This window comes from Streptomyces kronopolitis (genome assembly GCF_050953795.1).
Classification (GTDB): Bacteria; Actinomycetota; Actinomycetes; order Streptomycetales; family Streptomycetaceae; genus Streptomyces; species Streptomyces kronopolitis_A.
Genome location: NZ_CP191850.1, coordinates 2,767,458 through 2,786,635 on the forward strand (window position 1 = coordinate 2,767,458; position 19,178 = coordinate 2,786,635).

Consider the following 19,178-nt stretch of genomic DNA (forward strand, 5'->3'; position numbering starts at 1 on the left):
GGCGACTACGCCGGGACGATGTTCACCAGCTTCGGCGCCCGGACGATGACCTTCCGGATGCCCGCTCCGTTCAGCGCCGCGACGACGGCCGGCTCCGCCAGGGCCGTGGCCTCCAGGTCCGCGTCGGAGATCGACGGGGCGACCTCCAGGCGGGCCTTGACCTTGCCCTTGATCTGGACGACGCAGGTCACGGTCTCGTCCACGACGTACGCCGGGTCGGCCACCGGGAAGTCCGCGTGCACCACGGTGTCGCCGTGGCCCAGCTTGCGCCACAGCTCCTCGGCGATGTGCGGCGCCAGCGGGGCGACCAGCAGCACCAGCTGCTCGGCGACCGTGCGCGGAACGGCGCCGCCCGTCTTGGTCAGGTGGTTGTTCAGCTCGGTCACCTTGGCGATGGCGGTGTTGAAGCGCAGGTTCGCCATGTCCTGGGCGACGCCGTCGATGGCCTTGTGCAGGGCGCGCAGCGTGGCCTCGTCCGGCTCGGCGTCGGCGACGGTGACCTCGCCGGTCGCCTCGTCGACGACATTGCGCCACAGGCGCTGCAGCAGGCGGTACTGGCCCACGACGGCCCGGGTGTCCCACGGCCGCGACACGTCCAGCGGGCCCATCGCCATCTCGTACAGGCGCAGGGTGTCCGCGCCGTACTCGGCGCAGATCTCGTCCGGAGTGACGGCGTTCTTCAGGGACTTGCCCATCTTGCCCAGGACGCGGCTGACCTTTTCGCCCTGGTAGTAGTAGCCGCCGTCGCGCTCCTCGACCTCGGCGGCCGGGACGGCGATGCCGCGGCTGTCCCGGTAGACGAAGGCCTGGATCATGCCCTGGTTGTACAGCTTGTGGAAGGGCTCGGACGACGAGACATGGCCCAGGTCGTGCAGCACCTTCGACCAGAAGCGGGCGTACAGCAGGTGCAGCACGGCGTGCTCCGCACCGCCCACGTACAGGTCCACGCCGCCGGCCGGCTGACCGTCGCGCGGGCCCATCCAGTACTGCTCGATGTCCGGGGCGACCAGCGCGTCGGCGTTGCGCGGGTCCAGGTAGCGCATCTCGTACCAGCACGAACCCGCCCAGTTCGGCATGGTGTTGGTCTCGCGGCGGTAGCGCTTGATGCCGTTGCCGTCGCCCAGGTCCAGGTCGACGTGGACCCAGTCCTCGTTGCGGGACAGCGGGGTCTCCGGCTGGGTGTCGGCGTCGTCCGGGTCGAAGGTGCGCGGGGAGTAGTCCTCGACCTCGGGCAGCTCCAGCGGCAGCATCGACTCGGGCAGCGCGTGCGCCACGCCGTCCTCGTCGTAGACGATCGGGAAGGGCTCGCCCCAGTAGCGCTGGCGGCTGAACAGCCAGTCGCGCAGCCGGAAGTTGACGGTGCCCTCGCCGATGCCCTCGGCGGCCAGCCAGTCGGTGATCTTCGCCTTGCCCTCGGTCACCCCCAGGCCGTCCAGCGAGATCCTGGCGCTGGACGAGTTGACGATCTTCGCGTCGTACGAGGCGAAGGCGTCGTCCCAGGTCGCGGGGTCGGTGCCGCGGTCGTCCGACGGCTCGACGACACAGCGCATCGGCAGCTCGAAGGCGCGGGCGAAGGCGAAGTCACGGCTGTCGTGCGCGGGCACGGCCATGATCGCGCCGGTGCCGTAGCCCATCAGGACGTAGTCGGCGATGAAGACCGGGACCTGCTCGCCGCTGACCGGGTTGGTCGCGAAGACGCCGGTGAAGACGCCGGTCTTGTCCTTGGCCTCGGCCTGCCGCTCGACGTCCGACTTGGCGGCGGCCTGCTTGCGGTACGCCGCGACCGCGTCGGCCGGGGTGGCGTGGCCGCCGGTCCACACGTCGTGGGTGCCCTCGGGCCAGGCGTCGGGGACGAGCGCGCCGGTACCGGTGCCGTTCTCGGCGCCGGCGATCAGCGGGTGCTCGGGCGCCAGCACCATGTACGTCGCGCCGAACAGGGTGTCCTGGCGGGTGGTGAAGACGGTGATCTTCTCGTCGCCCGCCGGGAAGTCGACCCGGGCGCCCTCGGAACGGCCGATCCAGTTGCGCTGCTGCAGCTTGATGGCCTCCGGCCAGTCCAGCGCGTCCAGGTCGTTCAGCAGCCGGTCCGCGTAGGCGGTGATGCGCATGTTCCACTGGCGCAGCTTGGCCTTGAAGACCGGGTAGTTGCCGCGCTCGGAGCGGCCGTCGGCGGTGACCTCCTCGTTGGCCAGCACCGTGCCCAGTCCGGGGCACCAGTTGACCGGCGCGTCCGAGGCGTACGCCAGGCGGTACTCACCCAGGACGTTGGCGCGCTCGATCGGGCTCAGCTCGGCCCAGGGCCGGCCGTCGGGGGTCTGCCGGGTGCCGGCCTCGAACTGGGCGACCAGGGTGTCGACCGGACGGGCGGCGTCCGCCTCCGGGTCGTACCAGGAGTGGAAGATCTGCAGGAAGATCCACTGGGTCCACTTGTAGTACGCCGGGTCGATCGTCTCGACCGAACGGCGCGGGTCGTGGCCCAGGCCCAGGCGGCGCAGCTGGCGCCGCATGTTGACGATGTTGGCCTCGGTGGAGACCCGCGGGTGGGTACCGGTCTGCACCGCGTACTGCTCGGCGGGCAGGCCGAAGGCGTCGAAGCCCAGGGTGTGCAGGACGTTGTGGCCCGTCATCCGCTGGTGGCGGGCGTAGACGTCGGTGGCGATGAACCCCAGGGGGTGGCCGACGTGCAGGCCCGCGCCCGAGGGGTAGGGGAACATGTCCATGATGAACTTCTTGGGGCGTGCCGCCACCTCGGCGTCGCCGGCCAGCTCGCCGCCGGGGTTCGGGGCCTCGTAGGTCCCGTTCTCCTCCCAGTGGGCCTGCCAGCGTGCCTCGATGTCGGCGGCCAGCGCGGCCGTATAGCGGTGCGGCGCTGCCACCTCGGCAGCGGTGGTCGTCTCGCTCATCGTCCTCAAAGCTCCATCGATCGTCTCTGCCTGCGCAAACGCGCCAGATCCCGGGCGCGCCGGAAACAAAAAGACCCCTCGCACAGGAGGGGACGCCGCGCCGATGCCGACAGGATCTGTGATCCTTCGGTACTGATCAGCGCGGCCCGCTAAGCAGAAGGCGTACGGCACGCATGGCGTCAGGGTACCGCAGGGCGTACGGGGCCCGCGCTGAGGATGATCCCAGCGCGGGCCCCGCCCCCGATACCCCGTACTCCTACCGCCGCGTCATGGGCGAACCGGCGGTGCGGGGAGGCGGCGCCGCGTCCCTGCGTCAGGGGCGGTAGGAGCTCACGTAGCCGGTGCCCGGCGAGCCCACGCCGGTGACGTCGTCATAGCCGACGCCCGCGTGCAGGGAGCTGTCCTTGCCCAGGCTGCGCAGCGAGGTCGTGGTGCCCTTGCCGTCGTCCACGCCGTTGACGTAGTCGACGCGGACGACGGCCAGGTCACGGCCGGCGCCCAGCGGGTGGTCGGTGACGTCGTGGTACGCGGCGGTGCCGTAGCGCTGGTAGATGCCGGGGTTGGCGAAGCCGATGGCGACGCCGTGCCGGGCCTGCTGGGCCAGCGCCTGGACTCCGGCGATCACCGGGGCGGCCAGCGAGGTGCCGCCGATGCGGTACTCGTCGTAGCCGAGCTTTCCGCTCGGCAGCGTCTGGGTCTGGCCGACCAGGAAGCCGGTGTTGGGGTCGGCGACCGCGGCGATGTCCGGGACGGTGCGCATCGCGCCGCCGCCGTTCACCTTCGAGAGCCCGTCCGGGACGACTCCGCGCTGGTAGAAGGGCTGCGCCACGCTCGTGCTGGTGCCACCGCCGGCGCCGCCGGTGAAGGCGCCCGGGAACCCGGTCCAGTCGTTGCCGTCCTTGGACAGCAGCGCCTTCTGGGTGCCCCAGCCGGTCTCCCACTGGTAGGCGTCGTGCTTGCCGACGGCCAGGGAGGTGCCGCCGACCGCGGTCACCCAGGGGGAGTTCGCCGGGCTGTCGACCTGCTTGGTGCCCGTCTTGGCGACCTCGTCACCGTCGTCACCGGAGGAGAAGTAGAAGCCGATGCCCTGCACCGCGCCCTGCTGGAAGAGCTGGTCGTAGGCGGCCGCCGAATCCGGGGTCTCGTTCGCCTCCAGGTCGCCCCAGGAGTTGGAGACCATGTCGGCGAGGTGCCCGTCGACGACCTTGCCGAGCGAGTCGATCAGGTCGTCGTCCATGCAGGAGGCGCCGCCGACGTAGACGATGTCGGCGTCGGGGGCGACCGCGTGGACGGCCTCGACGTCGAGGGTCTCCTCGCCGTACCAGCCGGCCGCGCCGCACTCGTCGATGTGCGTGTAGTCGGCGGGCAGCACCTGGGACAGCTGGCCGTGGCGGTAGCGGGGGTCCCCGTTACGGCCGGCGTAGGTGTCCGCGTCCTTGGCGATGCTCGGCGAGGCGTAGGCGTCGGTGATCGCGACGGTGACGCCCTTGCCGGTCCACTTCTTCGCGCCGTAGGCGGCACGCAGCTGCTTGCCGGTGTAGCCCTTGATCGCGTACGGCGCCTTGTTCCCGTAGGCGGACGGCAGCTTCTTGTCCGTCTTGGAGCCGTAGTACGAGGAGAACGGGCCCGCGTTGCGGAACACGCCCTCCGGCGGCGGCAGTTCGCTGGAGTGGTGCTTGGCCAGGCGCGGGGCGTTGTCCAGACCCGTGACCGTCAGCACCGCGTCGGACAGCCCGGCGGGCGCGGAGGCCGTGGTCGACGGCGCGTGGTACGTGTGCCCGCTCTTGCGGTAGTTGTGCAGGTCGGTGGCGAAGGCGCGCTCGGCGGCGGCGGCCTCACCCTTGACCGTCAGATAGCGCCGGGTGCTGCCGGTGACCGTCAGGCCGGACTTCTTCAGCCAGTCGGTCACCTTGGCTATCTGGTCGTGCGTGGCACCGAAGCGGGCGCGCACCTGGGCGGGGCTCAGGTACTTCCCGTACGCGGCGGAGTGCGGGTCGGACACGGCCTTCGCGTAGTCGGCGAGGCCCTTGGCGTCGCGGCCGGCCAGGTAGACGCGGGCGGTGACGCCCGTGGACGCGGACGTGGCGCCCTGGTCGGCCCGCGAGGTGGCCCACAGCGGCTTGGTGCCCTGCAGTGCGTGCCGGCCCCCGTCGTGGCCCGCGGCGTCGGCGGCCGGCGCCCCCAGCGCGAGCGCGCCGGCGACCAGCGGCAGCGTCGCTGCCCAGGCCAGTCCGGCACGAGCGCGCAGCGATCTGGTGCGGCTTGATCTCATGTAACCCCCTGCTGTGGCAATGCGGTGCGCTGCGGGGTGCCGCGCTGCGCCGGGGCGCCAGGTGCGCGGCACCGCACGAGCGATGAATGCGTCGGATGTGACGCTCACGCGATTCGCCACTCTTTCGGTGAACCGTTCATGTCAGGGGCATGCGATCACCAAGAAGAGACCAAGGAACGGCAAGGGCTGGTCAGGAATGAGCACAGAGCGGACGATCAACTCGTCATAACGGGCGTTAGGTTGACCGGATGTGCACGCAACCCCGGGAGCACGGCGGCCGGATGCGACCCCGGGGCCACCCGGGACCGACCCGCACGACGGACCGGATCCACGACGGCGCGGCTCACACGACGAAGCAGGCCATCCGCATCGGATGACCTGCTTCGCTCTCTGTGGAGCTAAGGAGAATTGAACTCCTGACCTCCTGCATGCCATGCAGGCGCTCTACCAACTGAGCTATAGCCCCGTATTCTGTTCCCGCCCGGTTCCCCGCTGCGGCATCGCCTACATTACACGGACCTCCCCGCCTTCTGCCAAATCGTTCCGGCCGGGGCCCCGGGGACGGCACGCGGTACTCTCGGCAGCCAGTGTCCGATTCGTCCTGGGGGGCCGTACGCCGTGACCGCGCTGGAGCTGCACCGGCCCACCGACCCCGGCGGCGCGTCCCGGGGCACGGGACTCCTGCGCCGGCGCCCGACCCTCCTGGCGGCCCTCGCCTGCCTGGCCTCCTTCACCGCCTTCTGGACCGCGCAGCGCCTGGCGCACGTGACGATGATCGACCTCATGGTCTACCGCGCCGAGGGCCTCACCGTCCGTGGCGGCGGGTCCCTGTACGACATGGTGGCGACCTCGGCGCAGCTGCCCAACACCTACCCGCCCTTCGCGGCGCTGCTGTTCACCCCGCTCACGCTCCTGGACGTCCCGGCGATGCGGACCCTGGCCACCGCCGGCAACCTCCTGCTGCTCGTCGCCGTCGTCCACCTCTCGCTGCGGCTCGCCGGCCGCCCGCGGCAGCTGCCCCGGCCCGCCGCCGCGCTCGCGCTCTCCGCCGTGCTGGTGTGGTGCGAGCCGGTGTGGACGACGCTGCGCTACGGCCAGATCAACCTCCTGCTCACCGCGCTGGTGCTGTGGGACCTGACCCGCAGGGAGAGCCACCGGCTCGCGGGCGTCGGCATCGGCCTCGCGGCCGGGCTCAAGCTCACCCCGGCACTGTTCGCCGTGTTCCTCGCGCTGGCCGGCGCCGTCCGGGCCGGGCGGCTGCTCCGCTCCGGTGCGGGGGTACGCGCCGCTTGGAACCCCTGGCTGCGGCAGGCCGCCGTCGCCACCGCGACGTTCCTGGCCACGGTGCTGCTCTCCGCGCTCGTGCTGCCGCGCGACGCGCACCGCTTCTGGACCGGGATCGTCTTCGCCGCCGACCGGGTCGGCGAGGTGGAGATCACCGCCAACCAGTCGCTGCGCGGCACCCTCGCCCGGCTGCTGCACACCCACGATCCGGGCGGCGCCTGGGCCGTGGCCGCCGGTCTGACCGCGGTGGCGGGCCTGGCGCTGGCGGTCGCGGCGCTGCTGCGCGGGGAGCGCGCCTGGGCGACCGTGGCCTGCGCCGCGACCGCCCTCCTGATCAGCCCGATCTCCTGGTCGCATCACTGGGTCTGGTGCGTGCCGATGCTGGTGCTGCTCGGCTCCGAGGCGCTGGGACGGACCGGCACCGCGGCCCGCCGCCGGTGGGCGGTGACGGCCGTACTGGGCCTGATGTTCTGCTCGTTCGCCCTGTGGTGGGTGCCGCACCACTGGCACCACCACCAGGAACTGCACCAGAACGGCGGGCAGATGCTGCTCTCCGCCGTCTATCCGCTCGCCGGGCTTGCCGTGCTGGCGCTGACCGCGCTCCGGCTGCGGCGGACCGCGGGGCACGGGCCCGCACCGCGCGCGGCGGCAGAGGCGGGGCCGGCCGTCCCGACCGCCAAGGGCGGGCGACCGCCGGCTCCCTGATGTGACGTCAACAGGGCCGCGGGCCGGGCCCGGCCGGCTTCACTCAGGCGGTGGCGAAGGAGTAGAAACGCTTCAGCGTGCAGTGCTCGTCGAGCAGCCGCCCGTAGATCGGCTCCCCGTCGAGCTCCCGGTAGGTCTCGATCGGGTCGCCTTTTATGACCAGCGCGCGGGCGCATTCCTCGCACCAGTACTGGTAGTCGGCGTTGACGGGTTCCATGTCACGGACGATCGGCGTACCGCTGCCGCACCAGTCACATTTCCTGCTGTGGGCGCCCATCCATCAGCTCCAACTGTGGCCGCAGGCCGTACAAACGAAGGAAACGCCGCCGTTGTCGCCCAGCACCTGCGCGACATGGGAGGAACCGCACGAGGGGCACTGCAGAGCGGTACCGTCGCGGTCCCGGCAGGGGGAGACGGGCCCGTCAACGGGGCAGGTGAAGCGGAGTGCGTATTCCGGCAGCCAGTCGTACCCCTGCGCCTCGGCGACTTCGAGCAGGTCGTTGACCTCCTCGAGGATGCTCGTGGGCATCGCGATCTCTCCTCCCCTGCCGGCGCCGTCCGATTCTGCCACGGACCGCCGACCGGGTCAGGCCCATCTTTTGCGCCACGACGCCCCTTCGCCGGCCGCGCCGTGAGGGAGCGCGGGTCCACCGGTCGGGCCGGATAACGCAGAGATCCCGCCTCCGGTTCGGAGGCGGGATCATCCGGGCTGTGGAGCTAAGGAGAATTGAACTCCTGACCTCCTGCATGCCATGCAGGCGCTCTACCAACTGAGCTATAGCCCCGGGTCTTGTTCCGCTCCCCCGGGTTTCCCCCGGCGGCGCCGCGAACAAGAAGAACTTTAGCCTGCGACCTGCCCGGATGTGAAATCCGGGTCGGCCGGGGCCGCTCGGCGGGCTCAGTCGTCGTCGCCGAGCACCGGCTCCGGCAGGGTGCCGGCGTTGTGCTCCAGCAGACGCCAGCCGCGCGCGCCCTCGCCCAGCACGGACCAGCAGCAGTTCGACAGTCCGCCCAGGCCCTCCCAGTGGTGGGCGTCCAGGCCGAGCAGGCGCCCGATGGTGGTGCGGATGGTGCCGCCGTGGCTGACGACGACCAGGGTGCCGTTGTCGGGCAGCTTGTCGGCGTGGTTGAGCACGACGGGCGCGGCCCGGTCGGCGACCTCGGTCTCCAGTTCGCCGCCGCCCCGCCGCACCGGCTCACCGCGCTTCCAGGCGGTGTACTGCTCGCCGTGGCGCGCGAGGATCTCCTCGTGCGTCAGACCCTGCCAGGAACCCGCGTAGGTCTCGCGCAGGGCCGCGTCATGGGTCACCTCCAGCCGGGTCAGCGCGGACAGCTCACCGGCCGTCGCGGAGGCCCGCCGGAGGTCGGAGGCGACGATGGTGTCCGGCTTCAGGGCGGCGAGCAGCCGGGCGGCGCGGCGCGCCTGGGCCAGGCCCTCGTCCGTCAGCGCGATGTCCGTCGAACCCTGGAAGCGGCGCTCCAGATTCCAGGCCGTCTGGCCGTGGCGCCACAGGACGATGCGGCGGCCCCGGCCGCCCTTCGTGCCGTTCAGAGCAGCTCTCCGTCCTGGTCACCCGCCGTGGCATCGGCGTGCGCCGCGGCCTTGCCCCGGGTGGCCGTGGCCTCCTCGGGGAGGTCGATCTCGGGGCAGTCCTTCCACAGGCGCTCGAGAGCGTAGAACACGCGCTCCTCGCTGTGCTGGACGTGCACCACGATGTCGACGTAGTCGAGCAGGACCCAGCGGGCCTCGCGGTCGCCCTCGCGGCGGACCGGCTTGGCGCCGAGGTCCTTGTTGAGCCGCTCCTCGATCTCGTCGACGATCGACTTGACCTGGCGGTCGCTGGGCGCCGAGGCCAGCAGGAAGGCATCGGTGATCGAGAGGACGTCGCTGACGTCGTACGCGATGATGTCGTGCGCAAGCTTGTCGGCCGCGGCCTGGGCTGCGGCGTTGATGAGCTCGATGGAGCGGTCCGTGGCGGTCACAAGCGGCTTTCGGTTTGAGGGCGGCCTTCTCCGGCCGGGCCGGGCGGCGGAGCCGCTGCGGAGCGCGGCACGCGCCCGGGCCGATGGGCGGCCGGGTCTGCGGTCAGGTACCCCACAAGGGTCTCACGGACCACCGACACTCCCGGCCGGGATTCCGGGCCCCCACCCACACACGGCGTCCGTGCTGGTCAGCGCGGGGACGGGGCGGCCCGGGGCCGCTGCCTGGCCGACAGCGGCGGGTCCGGGCGCGCTCCGTCGCTCAGCCCTTGTAGTCGCGCCCCAGGACCACGGTGAGGTCGGCGTTCGAGGCGGCCTTGCCCTGCCGGACCGCGCCCGCCGGCAGGCCCAGCGTCTTGGCGACCTCCGCGGCCCTCGCCTTCTGGGCGGCGTCCGCGTAGGTGACCTGGGAGGTGGCCACGGCCGTGCGGGAGGTACCGCCGTCGACGAAGCTGTAGCCGCCGTTGACCAGCGCGACCTGGGCCTTGCCGGTGGCGGCCCGGGTGCCGGTGGCGTTGCGGACCGCGACCCGGGCGGTGGTGTCCGGCGCGGTCTTCTTGACCGTGCCGCCGAGCACGTCCTTGACCACGGTCGACGCCGTGGTCCGGCTGAGCGTGCCGTCGGCGGCCACGGGCAGCAGGGTCGTGCGGTAGGCGCCGGTCTTCGCCAGCTCCGCCCGCTGCGCCAGCGAGCTGCCCAGCTGGCCCTCGGTGAGCGGCGGGTCGAGCACCTGGAGCAGCGACTTCACCGTGGCGGTGGCCCCGTCGGCGTCGCTGGAGACCTTCTTCAGGGTCGCCTGCATGACCTGGCCGAACCGCTGGAGCTGCCGGGTCTGGGGCTCGCCCGGCGCCTGGTAGGTGGCGTAGGCGACCGCCGCCTGGCCGTTGAGGTCCTGGGCGCTGCCCTGTTTGACGACCGGTGAGGCGCCCTTCTTGGCGCCGGGCACGGTGGCGTCGGTGTCGAGCGTGATCCCGCCGACCGTCTCGACGAGGTTCTCCAGATACGGGGTGTCCAGCCGCCAGCTGGCCTTGAGGTCGGCGCCCAGCAGGCTGTTGAGGGAGTCCCGGGTCGGGTCGGTGCCCTCGTCCTTGACGGACTTGCCGAGCGTGGTGGTGGTGCCGTCGTCCTTGGAGACGACGAGGCTGTTGGGCAGGAGGACGGTGGTGCCCTTGTGGGTGGTCTCGTTGTCCACCAGCAGCGCCGTCGAGCTGTTCCCGCTCTTGGTGTCCCGCAGATGCACGACGAGGACGTCACGCTTCTGGCCGGCGGCCGCGGCCGCCGTACCGGCGCCCGGACCGGCCAGTCCCGGCAGCTTGCCCGCCCACCACAGATAGCCGACGCCGCCGGCCACCAGCAGGGCCAGCACCACGGACAGCGCGACGATCCGGCTGCGGCCGCGCCGCTTGGCCTCCTCGCGCCGCTCGGTGCGGCTCTCGGTGAACTTCAGCCAGTCGATGACGTCTTCGGATTCCTCGTCCGGCTCCTCGATGAAGGCGAACTGCTCGTCCTGGTACTCCGGCCCGTCCCCCGAGCCCGGCGCGGCGGCCGGCTCCAGGCTCTCGTCCGACGGGGCACGGCGCTGCGCAGGCGGCCGGTGCGGCCCGTCCTGGCGCGGTGCGGCGGGTTGGCCCTGCGGGGGCTGCTCCGCGTACGACGCCTGCTCGTAGGGGGACTGCCGGTCCTGCTGGGGGGCCCACTCCTGCGGGTGCGGGGGCTGCTGGGGCGCGGCGTAGGGGTCGTAGTGCTGCGGAGCGCCGGGCTGGGCCTGCACCTGACCGTAGGCGTCGTAGCCGTACGCGGTCTGCCCCTGGTAGGCCTGCGCGCCCTGGTGGCCGGATTGCGCCTGTGGGGTGCCGTAGGGGTCGTAGCCCTCATAGGCGGACGGGGCGGCCGGCTGTCCGTACGCGTCGTAGTGCTGGGTGTACGGTGCCGCCGCGGAATCGGGGTACACCGGCTGCCCGTAGGCGTCGTAGGTGTAGCCCTGCTGCCCTTGCTGCCCTTGGGCATACGGGTCGTGGGCGTACGGGTCCTGCGGGCCGTAAGGATCCTGTCGGTCGCTCACCGGTGCCCCTTTCCGTCAAGCCCCGTCAGCGGTCGTTGCGGTACAGCTGTTTTTTGTCGATGTAGCGCACCACACCGTCCGGCACCAGGTACCAGACCGGATCCCCCTGGGCCACGCGCGCCCGGCAGTCGGTCGAGGAGATGGCCAGTGCCGGCACCTCGACCAGGGACACCGCCCCCTCGGGCAGCCCGGGGTCCGCGAGGACATGGCCGGGCCTGGTCACCCCGATGAAGTGGGCAAGTGACACCAGCTCCGCCGCATCGTGCCAGGTCAGAATCTGGCTGAGGGCGTCGGCGCCGGTGATGAAGAACAGATCCGCGTCGCGGTGCCGCTCCCGCAGGTCACGCAGCGTGTCTATCGTGTACGTCTTGCCGCCGCGGTCGATGTCGATGCGGCTGACGGAGAACTGCGGATTCGACGCGGTCGCGATGACCGTCATCAAATACCGGTCCTCGGCCGGGGACACCAGCTTGTGGCTCTTCTGCCACGGCTGTCCCGTCGGTACGAAGATGACCTCGTCGAGGTGGAACTGACTGGCCACCTCGCTGGCGGCGACCAGGTGTCCGTGATGGATCGGGTCGAACGTGCCGCCCATCACTCCGAGTCGCCGCTTCACGGGCCCTGTGTGCTCTCCCATGCGTGCAGACCCTACTGGGCGGCGCGCGATGCCGGGGGCCGGGTGCCGCGGCTCAGCGGTCGCGGTTGAAGCGGGTGGTGATCCAGAGCAGGAGGAGCAGGACAAACAGGGCGCCGCCGCCGGTCACGAAGGGGCTGAGGCTGGCGTGACCGCCCTCGTGTCCGGGGTCGGCGGCCAGGGAGACCAGGGACTGTGCGGTGGAGTGCAGGCTCATCGTCGGCAGGACCAATCCGGGCTGGGGTCGGGCAGAGACTTCCACCACATCGTATGCGGCGTCTCACCGCGGGCACACGGCGACTCCACCCGGACCGCGTCCCGGGAGGCCGGCCGGGCGTCAGTCCCGGCCGTAGCCGCGCAGCAGGAACCAGGCGAGCAGCGCCGCACCCACGACGCCGACGATGATCACGGTGCGCAGGATCCATCCGGGTCCGCCGTCCCTGGCGGTCTCCTGGGCTGCGGCGAGCAGCACGCTCGGGTACGGCATGACGGTGCGCTCCCTCGGAATACCGGCCCCTGCGCTCTTCCGGCCGGGCCTGTGCGGCGAACTGGTGCGATCGCCAGCGTACGCCCGAGCATCCAATCCGCTGTCGGCGGCGTCCTCTAGGCTGAACCACACGCAGTCGAACAGGGGGAGGCCCCAATGACGGAGAGCCCAGACGGCAGCGCCACCGTACCGAGCCGGGACCGGCGGCGATTCCCCGGCATCTCGTCGCGGTCGTACGAACACCCGGCGGACCGCTCGGCGCTGGTGGCGCTGCGCAAGCTCAGCGGGTTCGACACCGTCTTCAAGACGCTCAGCGGCCTGCTCCCGGAGCGCAGCCTGCGACTGCTGTTCCTCTCGGACTCGGTCCGCGTCAGCGACCGGCAGTTCACCCACCTCAACGACATGCTGCGGGACGCCTGCTACATCCTGGACCTGGAGAAGGTCCCGCCGATGTACGTCAACCAGGACCCGCAGCCCAACGCCATGTGCATCGGCCTGGACGAGCCGATCATCGTGGTGACCACGGGCCTGGTCGAGCTGCTCGACGAGGAGGAGATGCGGGCGGTCGTCGGCCACGAGGTCGGACACGCGCTGTCCGGGCACGCCGTCTACCGCACGATCCTGCTCTTCCTGACCAACCTCGCCACGAAGGTCGCCTGGATCCCGCTGGGCAACGTCGCGATCATGGCGATCGTGACCGCGCTGCGCGAGTGGTTCCGCAAGTCGGAGCTGTCGGCGGACCGCGCCGGGCTGCTCGTCGGACAGGACCTGCAGGCCTCGATGCGCGGGCTGATGAAGCTGGCCGGCGGCAACCACCTGCACGAGATGAACGTCGACGCCTTCCTCGAGCAGGCGGACGAGTACGAGTCCGGCGGCGATCTGCGCGACTCCGTGCTGAAGATCCTCAACCTGCTGCCGCGCAGCCACCCGTTCACCACCGTGCGGGCGGCCGAGCTGAAGAAGTGGGCGGCCAGCCGCGACCACCAGCGGATCATGGACGGCCACTACCCGCGCCGGGACGAGGACGGGGACACCTCCGTCTCCGACTCCTTCCGGGACTCCGCGGCCCACTACGCCGATTCGGTGCGCAACAGCAAGGACCCGCTGATGGGCCTGGTGCGCGACATCGCGGGCGGCGCGGGCGACTTGGGCGGCAAGCTGCGCGACACGGTCTTCCGGGGCGGCCCGCGTCCCGGCGGCACCAACGGCAACAGCGGCACCGGCGGCACGGAGAGCCGCGACGACGCCTAGGGCGCGTCCGGTGACTCACCCGCTCAACGGATCGGATGGCTCGGCTTCGGCTGAGCGGCGGGCGCCAGCTCACCGCAGAGCGAGGGGTTGACCCGGTTCCTGGCGAAGGGGTCGGTGCCCGTGGGCCGGTCGTTGCCGGCGTGCTGGCCCGCGAACAGCGGGTGCAGCGCGTCGGCCGGCTGCGAGGAGCAGGCCAGCGGCCCGGCCTGCAGACTGCTCTGCAGCACCTCCAGGCGGTGGTCGTTGAGGTTCTCGCGGCTCAGCCGGAAATGCACCTCGCGCCGCACGGTCACCAGCGAGGCCGCGCCCGCGGTGGCCTTGCCCACGCCCTGGCCCGGGGCTGAGTGCTGCACGCCGGGGGCGGGCCGGACGGCGTAGACGAAGGTGTAGTCGGCGGTGACGTCGAGGGCGTCCGGGCTGAGTTCGGAGGCGCTCAGGGTGCCGTCGACCCGGACGTCCGGGTCGGCGAGCCGGGTCTGCTTCGGGTCGAAGCGGACCAGCCAACCGGTCGCCGCGTTGCGGCCGTTGTCGTCGGGGTGCGCCAGGCTGCGGTCGAACTGGTCGAGTTGGCCGGTGTCGAGCAGCAGCCGCACGGGCCGCACGGAGCCGCCGGTGAGGGTGGCCGGGTCCAGCGAGGAGCGGACGAGGTAGTCCTTGGCGACGGTCAGGGCGGAGACGACCTGGCCGCCGGAGAAGTGCTCGGTGCGGGTGACCGGGGGCAGATTCACCCCGGCCGCGCCGATCCGGTAATTCGCCGCGGGGCTGTGCGCGAAGAGATCCTGCGGCTTCGCGCCCGGCACGGTCCCCCGGGGCACCAGCGGCACGACCGTGGAGCGCAGCGGCTGCGCCCGGAGTGTCTCGGGATTCTTGTAAGGGTGCCGGATGCCCATGTAAACGGCGGTGCCGAAGGCCAGCACGATCAGCATGACCAGCAGGACCGCCTGTCGGGAGCCGCCGAGCCGCCGCCAGACGTGCCGGGTTTTGACGGCCGGCGAATGGTGTTCACCGAGCCGCTCGTCCGCGGAGAATTCCTGCAGTCGCGCAGCACGAACGAACGATTCGTCGAAGACGACGGATCGGTATTCGTCCTCACCACCACCCGGGGCGCCGTTGGGCGTCCCTTCGGGAGGGTCACCAGGCCCGGTCATACAACAAGGGTAGGTCTGACGGGGCGAACGTAAACGCGGGGGCGCCGCGCAACTTCACCGGAGGATTCCCGTTTCAGGTGTCCGTTTTGCGGGCAGCGCGCACGGCGTTTCAGTGCGTCCCGGGCGTCGCCGGGAACGAGGGGCGCAGGGAGTCGGCCGAGGGCAGCGACGGCAGGCCCGGACGGGCCGAGGGGACGCTGTCCCGGCCCGCCGTGGGGGCGTCCGTGCCGCTGCTGGAGGCCGGCGCCGGTGCGGGGCTCTGGGTCCGCCCGGAGGAGCCCCGGTAGACGGCGCTGAAGGCCAGCGCGACCAGCCCGATGCCCATGACCACGGCCAGCACCCAGGCCACCGGGCGGTGCCAGCGGGTGCTGCGGTAGGGGCGCAGCGCGCCGCCGTAGGGGCCGTACGGGCCGTAGGGCGGGTAGTCGCCGTAGTCCCCGTCGTCCTCGTACTCTCCGTAGTCGACGAATCCCTCGTGGTCGCCGGCGCCGCGGGCCCGGCGGCCGCGGAAGGCCGGCTCGTCCCCGTCGTCGCCCTCGGGGCCGTAGCCGGGTCCGGAGCGGGCCGCCTCGGCCTCGGCGCGGGCCTCGGCGGCGGCCAGCATCCGCTCGACCGCCGAGGGCTCATGAATCCGTGCGGACCGGACGAATTCCTCGTCGAAGACCACGGAGGCGAATTCTTCGTCCGCATTTCCGTGGCTCCCGTGGTGGTGCTCGTCGGGCTCTTCACCGTCCGGGAACGGCTTGCCCCCCACGTCGTCCGGCACCCGTCCAGGTTAGCCCCGGCGGCCCATTTTGGGCAGGGAGAACGGGGAATCCGGGGGACCCGTCAGCGGGTGTGGCCGTCGCCCGTGACGATGTACTTCGTCGAGGTCAGTTCCGGCAGCCCCATGGGGCCGCGGGCGTGCAGCTTCTGGGTGGAAATGCCGATCTCCGCACCGAAGCCGAATTGACCGCCGTCGGTGAAACGGGTCGAGGCATTCACCGCGACGGTGGTGGAATCGACCAACTGGGTGAACCTGCGGGCCGCGGCCTGCGAGGTGGTGACGATGGCCTCGGTGTGGCCGGAGGTCCAGCGCCGGATGTGCGCCACCGCCGCCTCCAGGTCGGGCACCACGGCGGCCGCGATGTCGTACGAGAGGTACTCCGTCGCCCAGTCCTCGTCGGTGGCGGGGGCGACCAGCCCGGGGCCCGCCTGCTGCCAGGCGGTGTCGCCGTGCACGATCACGCCGGCCTGGGTCAGCGCCTCCAGGGCGCGCGGCAGGAACTTCTCGGCGATCCCGGCGTGCACCAGCACCGTCTCGGCGGCGTTGCAGACGCTGGGGCGCTGAGCCTTGGAATTGACCAGGATGTCGACGGCCATGTCGAGGTCGGCGGCCTCGTCGACGTAGACGTGGCAGTTGCCGGTGCCGGTCTCGATCACCGGGACCGTGGACTCCTCGACGACCGTCCGGATCAGCGAGGCGCCGCCGCGCGGGATCAGCACGTCCACCAGACCGCGGGCCCGCATCAGCTCGTGCACCGACTCACGGCTCCGGCCGGGCACCAGCTGCACCGCGTCGGCGGGCAGCCCGGCGCTCTGCACGGCGTCGCGCAGCACGTCCACCAGGGCGCTGTTGGAGGCGTACGCCGAGGCCGAGCCGCGCAGCAGCACGGCGTTGCCGGACTTCAGGCACAGCGCCGCGGCGTCCACCGTCACATTGGGCCGGGCCTCGTAGATGATCCCGATCACACCGAGCGGGACCCGCACCTGCCGCAGGTCGAGCCCGTTGGGCAGGGTCGAGCCGCGCACCACCTCGCCGACCGGGTCGGGCAGCGCCACGACCTGGCGGACGTCCGCGGCCATGGCGGCGATCCGCTCGGGGGTGAGGGTGAGGCGGTCGACGACGGACTCGGCGGTGCCGGCCTCCCGTGCCGCGGCGACGTCCTCGGCGTTGGCGGCGACGATCGTGGCGGTCCGCTCCACCAGGGCGTCGGCGAGGGCGAGCAGCGCGGCGTCGCGGGCCGTCCGTGGCAGCGGCGCCAGGACGGCGGCCGCCTCCCGCGCCCGGCGGGCGGTGTCGAGCACGGGTGTGGACTGCGATGCGCTGCTGGTCATGGGCGCAGCCTAGCCGGGCGGCGGGCCGGGGTTCACGCCGCATCTCACAGCGCGGGACGGGGCCGCCCACCGGTCAGAACGGATGGACACCGACCGGGGAGGCCGGCGGCGGTCCGTAGCCCTCGGCGATGCGCTGGTGGTAGGTCTCGCGGTCGATGACCTCCAGCCCGACGATCTCCCACGGCGGCAGCTTGGCCGTGGCGCGGTGCTCGCCCCACAGCCGCAGCGCGACCGCCGCGGCGTCGTGCAGGTCGCGCGCCTCCTCCCAGTAGCGGATCTCGGCGTGGTCGTGGGCGTAGCGGCTGGTCAGCAGGAAGGGATGGTCGTGGGCGAGCTGTTCCAGCGCCCGGCGGACCTCCTTCAGCGGGGACTCGGCGCCCGAGACGCTGAGGGTGATGTGCCACAGCCGGGACGCCTCGCGGCGCTCGCCCCCGGCCGGGTACGGGGCCGTCCCGCCATGTCCGGCGTACCGCTCGTCCGGCCGGCCGGCGTCCTCGCCGGTGCCGACGCTGGTCAGTGTCCGCTCCGCCGTTCCTCGGGGCAGCGCCCCTGGGCGCCCTCGTCTCACCGGCGGCCTCCTGTGATGCGAATCGCTCCGCCCCTGGGGTGCGGATCCGTCGTACGTCGGTGTGTGCGTGTGTGCGCTGCGGACGCCGCTCCCCCGGGCGCCCGCGCAACAAAGTTGACCAGCCCGTGGCCCGTCGCGGGGGCGTTTTTGCGAAGGTCTCCGTGGAAAGGCTGGTCTGCGCACCGCGCCGGTGACGGTGTTCGAGGGCCGCGGCGGCCGTCGGCCGGGGCGCCGTCTCAGGGGCGCAGCAGCACCAGATCGTCGCGGTGGACGACCTCCCGCTCGTAGGCCGGGCCCAGCTCGCGGGCCAGATCGCGGGTCGAACGCCCCATCAATCGGGGGATTTCCCGGGCATCGAAATTGACGAGGCCGCGGGCGACCGCGTGTCCCTCGCCGTCCCGCAGCTCGACCGGGTCGCCGGCGGTGAACTCCCCCTCGACGGAGGCGATTCCGGCCGGGAGGAGCGAGGAGCCCCGTTCGACGACGGCCCGCACGGCCCCGTCGTCGAGCACCAGGGCGCCGCGCGGCGTGGAGGCGTGCGCCAGCCACAGCAGCCGGTCGGCGGAGCGGCGGCCGGTGCGCAGGAAGTGGGTGCCGGTCAGCCCGCCGGCCAGGGCGTCCGCGGCGTGCACGGCGGAGGTCAGGACCACCGGGATGCCGGCCGCGGCCGCGATCCGGGCCGCCTCGACCTTGGTGACCATGCCGCCGGTGCCGACGCCGGCCCGGCCCGCGCTGCCGATGGAGACGCCCTCCAGATCCCCGGGGCCGCGTACCTCGGCTATCCGGGAGGTGCCGGGGGTGGCCGGATCGCCGTCGTAGAGGCCGTCGACGTCGGAGAGCAGGATCAGCAGGTCGGCGCGGACGAGATGGGCGACCAGGGCCGCCAGCCGGTCGTTGTCGCCGAAGCGGATCTCGTCGGTGGCGACGGTGTCGTTCTCGTTCACGATCGGGACGACGCCCATGGCCAGCAGCTGGTCGAGGGTCCGGTAGGCGTTGCGGTAGTGCGCCCGGCGGCTGGTGTCGTCGGACGTCAGCAGGACCTGGCCGACCCGGCGGCCGTAGCGGGCGAAGGAAGCGGTGTAGCGGGCGACCAGCAGGCCCTGGCCGACGCTGGCGGCGGCCTGCTGCCGGGCCAGGTCACGGGGCCGTCTGTCGAGCCCCAGCGGCGCCAGACCGGCCGCGATGGCACCGGAGGAGACCAGCACGATCTCCTTGTCCTGGTGCTTGGCGAGCACATCGACCAGCGCGTCCACGCGGTCGGCGTCCAGCCCCCCGGTTGCCGTGGTCAGCGAGGAGGAGCCGACCTTCACCACGATCCGGCGGGCGTCCTTCACGTCCTGCCTTGCGCCTGCCACCTGCGTACCCCTGTGCTCGCCGATCCCACCGCCGTACGGAGAGGAATGCTGCCCGCTCCGTGCCACGGCCCTACCCGCGCAATCTACGGCAGGGCGGGCGGGCGGCGCTTGGCGATACCGGCCCGCGGACACCGTGCGGGGGCGGCGGCGCCGGGTCGGTGGGCGGCGCGGCGGGGCCGGGCGGGCACAATGGAGGCCGGAGTTCCGGTCCTCGTCCCGGGCCGGATGCCTTGTGTTCGGCGTCCTTCTTCCTCACGCGGTTCTCCTTTAGACGGAAGCCGCATCCGAGGGGTTGCGTTCGATTGGTCCGCTTTCGCGGTGATGAGAGCCACAGCAGATTGTCACCAGGGCCAACGAGGTCATACGGTCGGGTGTCCATCGGTCCCGTTTCGCCGCTCCGGCGGCGTCGCAGCGCGGGACCCGGCCGCCCCG

The 19,178-nt window shown here is 72.2% G+C and carries 17 protein-coding genes and 2 tRNA genes; 2 read left to right on the plus strand and 17 right to left on the minus strand.

The features are described from left to right. Positions 1 to 5 precede the first annotated feature (5 nt). The 3 genes from ACQP17_RS12095 to ACQP17_RS12105 all read right to left on the minus strand — a co-directional run bounded on the left by ACQP17_RS12095 (position 6) and on the right by ACQP17_RS12105 (position 5,641). Positions 6 to 2,903 carry a leucine--tRNA ligase gene (locus tag ACQP17_RS12095; RefSeq protein WP_433856280.1) on the minus strand — a complete coding sequence of 966 codons (2,898 nt, stop codon included), beginning with the start codon at positions 2,901 to 2,903 and terminating at the stop codon, positions 6 to 8. A gap of 313 nt (positions 2,904 to 3,216) precedes the next feature. Further along, a complete protein-coding gene (locus ACQP17_RS12100) occupies positions 3,217 to 5,175 on the minus strand; it encodes a S53 family peptidase (protein WP_433856281.1) in 1,959 nt (652 codons plus the stop codon). A 393-nt stretch (positions 5,176 to 5,568) separates the two neighbouring features. Next, a tRNA-Ala gene (locus tag ACQP17_RS12105) sits at positions 5,569 to 5,641 on the minus strand. Positions 5,642 to 5,793: 152 nt separating this feature from the next. Between ACQP17_RS12105 and ACQP17_RS12110 the strand changes: the two genes are divergently transcribed. Continuing rightward, positions 5,794 to 7,164, plus strand: coding sequence for a glycosyltransferase 87 family protein (locus ACQP17_RS12110; protein ID WP_433856282.1), 1,371 nt, complete (start codon positions 5,794 to 5,796; stop codon positions 7,162 to 7,164). 43 nt (positions 7,165 to 7,207) lie between these two features. On the opposite strand, the gene ACQP17_RS12115 is transcribed toward ACQP17_RS12110, so the two are convergent. From ACQP17_RS12115 to ACQP17_RS12155, 9 genes are all read right to left on the minus strand, one after another. Next, positions 7,208 to 7,441: a hypothetical protein gene (locus tag ACQP17_RS12115; protein ID WP_004571982.1), complete on the minus strand. Its 234-nt coding sequence runs from the start codon at positions 7,439 to 7,441 to the stop codon at positions 7,208 to 7,210. Positions 7,442 to 7,444: 3 nt separating this feature from the next. Next, complete coding sequence (locus ACQP17_RS12120) at positions 7,445 to 7,693, minus strand: hypothetical protein (protein WP_364879920.1); 249 nt, start codon at positions 7,691 to 7,693, stop codon at positions 7,445 to 7,447. Between the two features lie 183 nt (positions 7,694 to 7,876). Beyond that, positions 7,877 to 7,949, minus strand: a tRNA-Ala gene (locus tag ACQP17_RS12125). Between the two features lie 113 nt (positions 7,950 to 8,062). Continuing rightward, positions 8,063 to 8,716 (minus strand): histidine phosphatase family protein, encoded by a 654-nt coding sequence (locus ACQP17_RS12130; protein ID WP_433859893.1) that lies wholly within the window; start codon positions 8,714 to 8,716, stop codon positions 8,063 to 8,065. Then, positions 8,713 to 9,147, minus strand: a complete 435-nt coding sequence (rsfS, locus tag ACQP17_RS12135) for a ribosome silencing factor (protein WP_433856283.1) — start codon at positions 9,145 to 9,147, stop codon at positions 8,713 to 8,715. The genes ACQP17_RS12130 and rsfS overlap by 4 nt, the downstream gene beginning before the upstream one ends. Positions 9,148 to 9,406: 259 nt before the next feature. Continuing rightward, entirely contained in the window at positions 9,407 to 11,206 is a 1,800-nt protein-coding gene (locus tag ACQP17_RS12140; RefSeq protein ID WP_433856284.1) for a LytR C-terminal domain-containing protein, read from the minus strand. A gap of 25 nt (positions 11,207 to 11,231) precedes the next feature. Continuing rightward, positions 11,232 to 11,843, minus strand: a complete 612-nt coding sequence (nadD, locus tag ACQP17_RS12145) for a nicotinate-nucleotide adenylyltransferase (RefSeq protein WP_364879914.1) — start codon at positions 11,841 to 11,843, stop codon at positions 11,232 to 11,234. 52 nt (positions 11,844 to 11,895) lie between these two features. Continuing rightward, positions 11,896 to 12,057: a hypothetical protein gene (locus ACQP17_RS12150; protein WP_189104205.1), complete on the minus strand. Its 162-nt coding sequence runs from the start codon at positions 12,055 to 12,057 to the stop codon at positions 11,896 to 11,898. Positions 12,058 to 12,177: 120 nt separating this feature from the next. Next, entirely contained in the window at positions 12,178 to 12,327 is a 150-nt protein-coding gene (locus ACQP17_RS12155; RefSeq protein ID WP_433856285.1) for a hypothetical protein, read from the minus strand. A gap of 156 nt (positions 12,328 to 12,483) precedes the next feature. Between ACQP17_RS12155 and ACQP17_RS12160 the strand changes: the two genes are divergently transcribed. Continuing rightward, positions 12,484 to 13,578, plus strand: coding sequence for a M48 family metallopeptidase (locus ACQP17_RS12160; protein ID WP_433856286.1), 1,095 nt, complete (start codon positions 12,484 to 12,486; stop codon positions 13,576 to 13,578). Between the two features lie 23 nt (positions 13,579 to 13,601). Here the strand turns inward: ACQP17_RS12160 and ACQP17_RS12165 are convergent, their stop codons facing one another. The 5 genes from ACQP17_RS12165 to proB form a co-directional block, all read right to left on the minus strand. Continuing rightward, the gene (locus ACQP17_RS12165; protein ID WP_433856287.1) at positions 13,602 to 14,726 is read right to left on the minus strand and encodes a hypothetical protein; all 1,125 of its coding nucleotides are present in this window, start codon (positions 14,724 to 14,726) and stop codon (positions 13,602 to 13,604) included. Positions 14,727 to 14,835: 109 nt separating this feature from the next. Beyond that, complete coding sequence (locus tag ACQP17_RS12170; RefSeq protein ID WP_433856288.1) at positions 14,836 to 15,492, minus strand: hypothetical protein; 657 nt, start codon at positions 15,490 to 15,492, stop codon at positions 14,836 to 14,838. A 62-nt stretch (positions 15,493 to 15,554) separates the two neighbouring features. Further along, entirely contained in the window at positions 15,555 to 16,823 is a 1,269-nt protein-coding gene (locus ACQP17_RS12175; protein WP_433856289.1) for a glutamate-5-semialdehyde dehydrogenase, read from the minus strand. A gap of 73 nt (positions 16,824 to 16,896) precedes the next feature. Next, complete coding sequence (locus ACQP17_RS12180) at positions 16,897 to 17,391, minus strand: hypothetical protein (protein ID WP_433856290.1); 495 nt, start codon at positions 17,389 to 17,391, stop codon at positions 16,897 to 16,899. Between the two features lie 236 nt (positions 17,392 to 17,627). Then, entirely contained in the window at positions 17,628 to 18,746 is a 1,119-nt protein-coding gene (gene proB, locus ACQP17_RS12185) for a glutamate 5-kinase (RefSeq protein ID WP_433856291.1), read from the minus strand. Positions 18,747 to 19,178: the final 432 nt, after the last annotated feature.

Coding starts and splice junctions, on each gene's coding strand:
- ACQP17_RS12095 (WP_433856280.1), bottom strand. CDS start 2,903: ATGAGCGAGACGACCACCGCTGCCGAGGTGGCAGCGCCGCACCGCTAT.
- ACQP17_RS12100 (WP_433856281.1), bottom strand. CDS start 5,175: ATGAGATCAAGCCGCACCAGATCGCTGCGCGCTCGTGCCGGACTGGCC.
- ACQP17_RS12115 (WP_004571982.1), bottom strand. CDS start 7,441: ATGGGCGCCCACAGCAGGAAATGTGACTGGTGCGGCAGCGGTACGCCG.
- ACQP17_RS12120 (WP_364879920.1), bottom strand. CDS start 7,693: ATGCCCACGAGCATCCTCGAGGAGGTCAACGACCTGCTCGAAGTCGCC.
- nadD (WP_364879914.1), bottom strand. CDS start 11,843: ATGGGAGAGCACACAGGGCCCGTGAAGCGGCGACTCGGAGTGATGGGC.
- ACQP17_RS12150 (WP_189104205.1), bottom strand. CDS start 12,057: ATGAGCCTGCACTCCACCGCACAGTCCCTGGTCTCCCTGGCCGCCGAC.
- ACQP17_RS12155 (WP_433856285.1), bottom strand. CDS start 12,327: ATGCCGTACCCGAGCGTGCTGCTCGCCGCAGCCCAGGAGACCGCCAGG.
- ACQP17_RS12160 (WP_433856286.1), top strand. CDS start 12,484: ATGACGGAGAGCCCAGACGGCAGCGCCACCGTACCGAGCCGGGACCGG.
- ACQP17_RS12165 (WP_433856287.1), bottom strand. CDS start 14,726: ATGACCGGGCCTGGTGACCCTCCCGAAGGGACGCCCAACGGCGCCCCG.
- ACQP17_RS12175 (WP_433856289.1), bottom strand. CDS start 16,823: ATGACCAGCAGCGCATCGCAGTCCACACCCGTGCTCGACACCGCCCGC.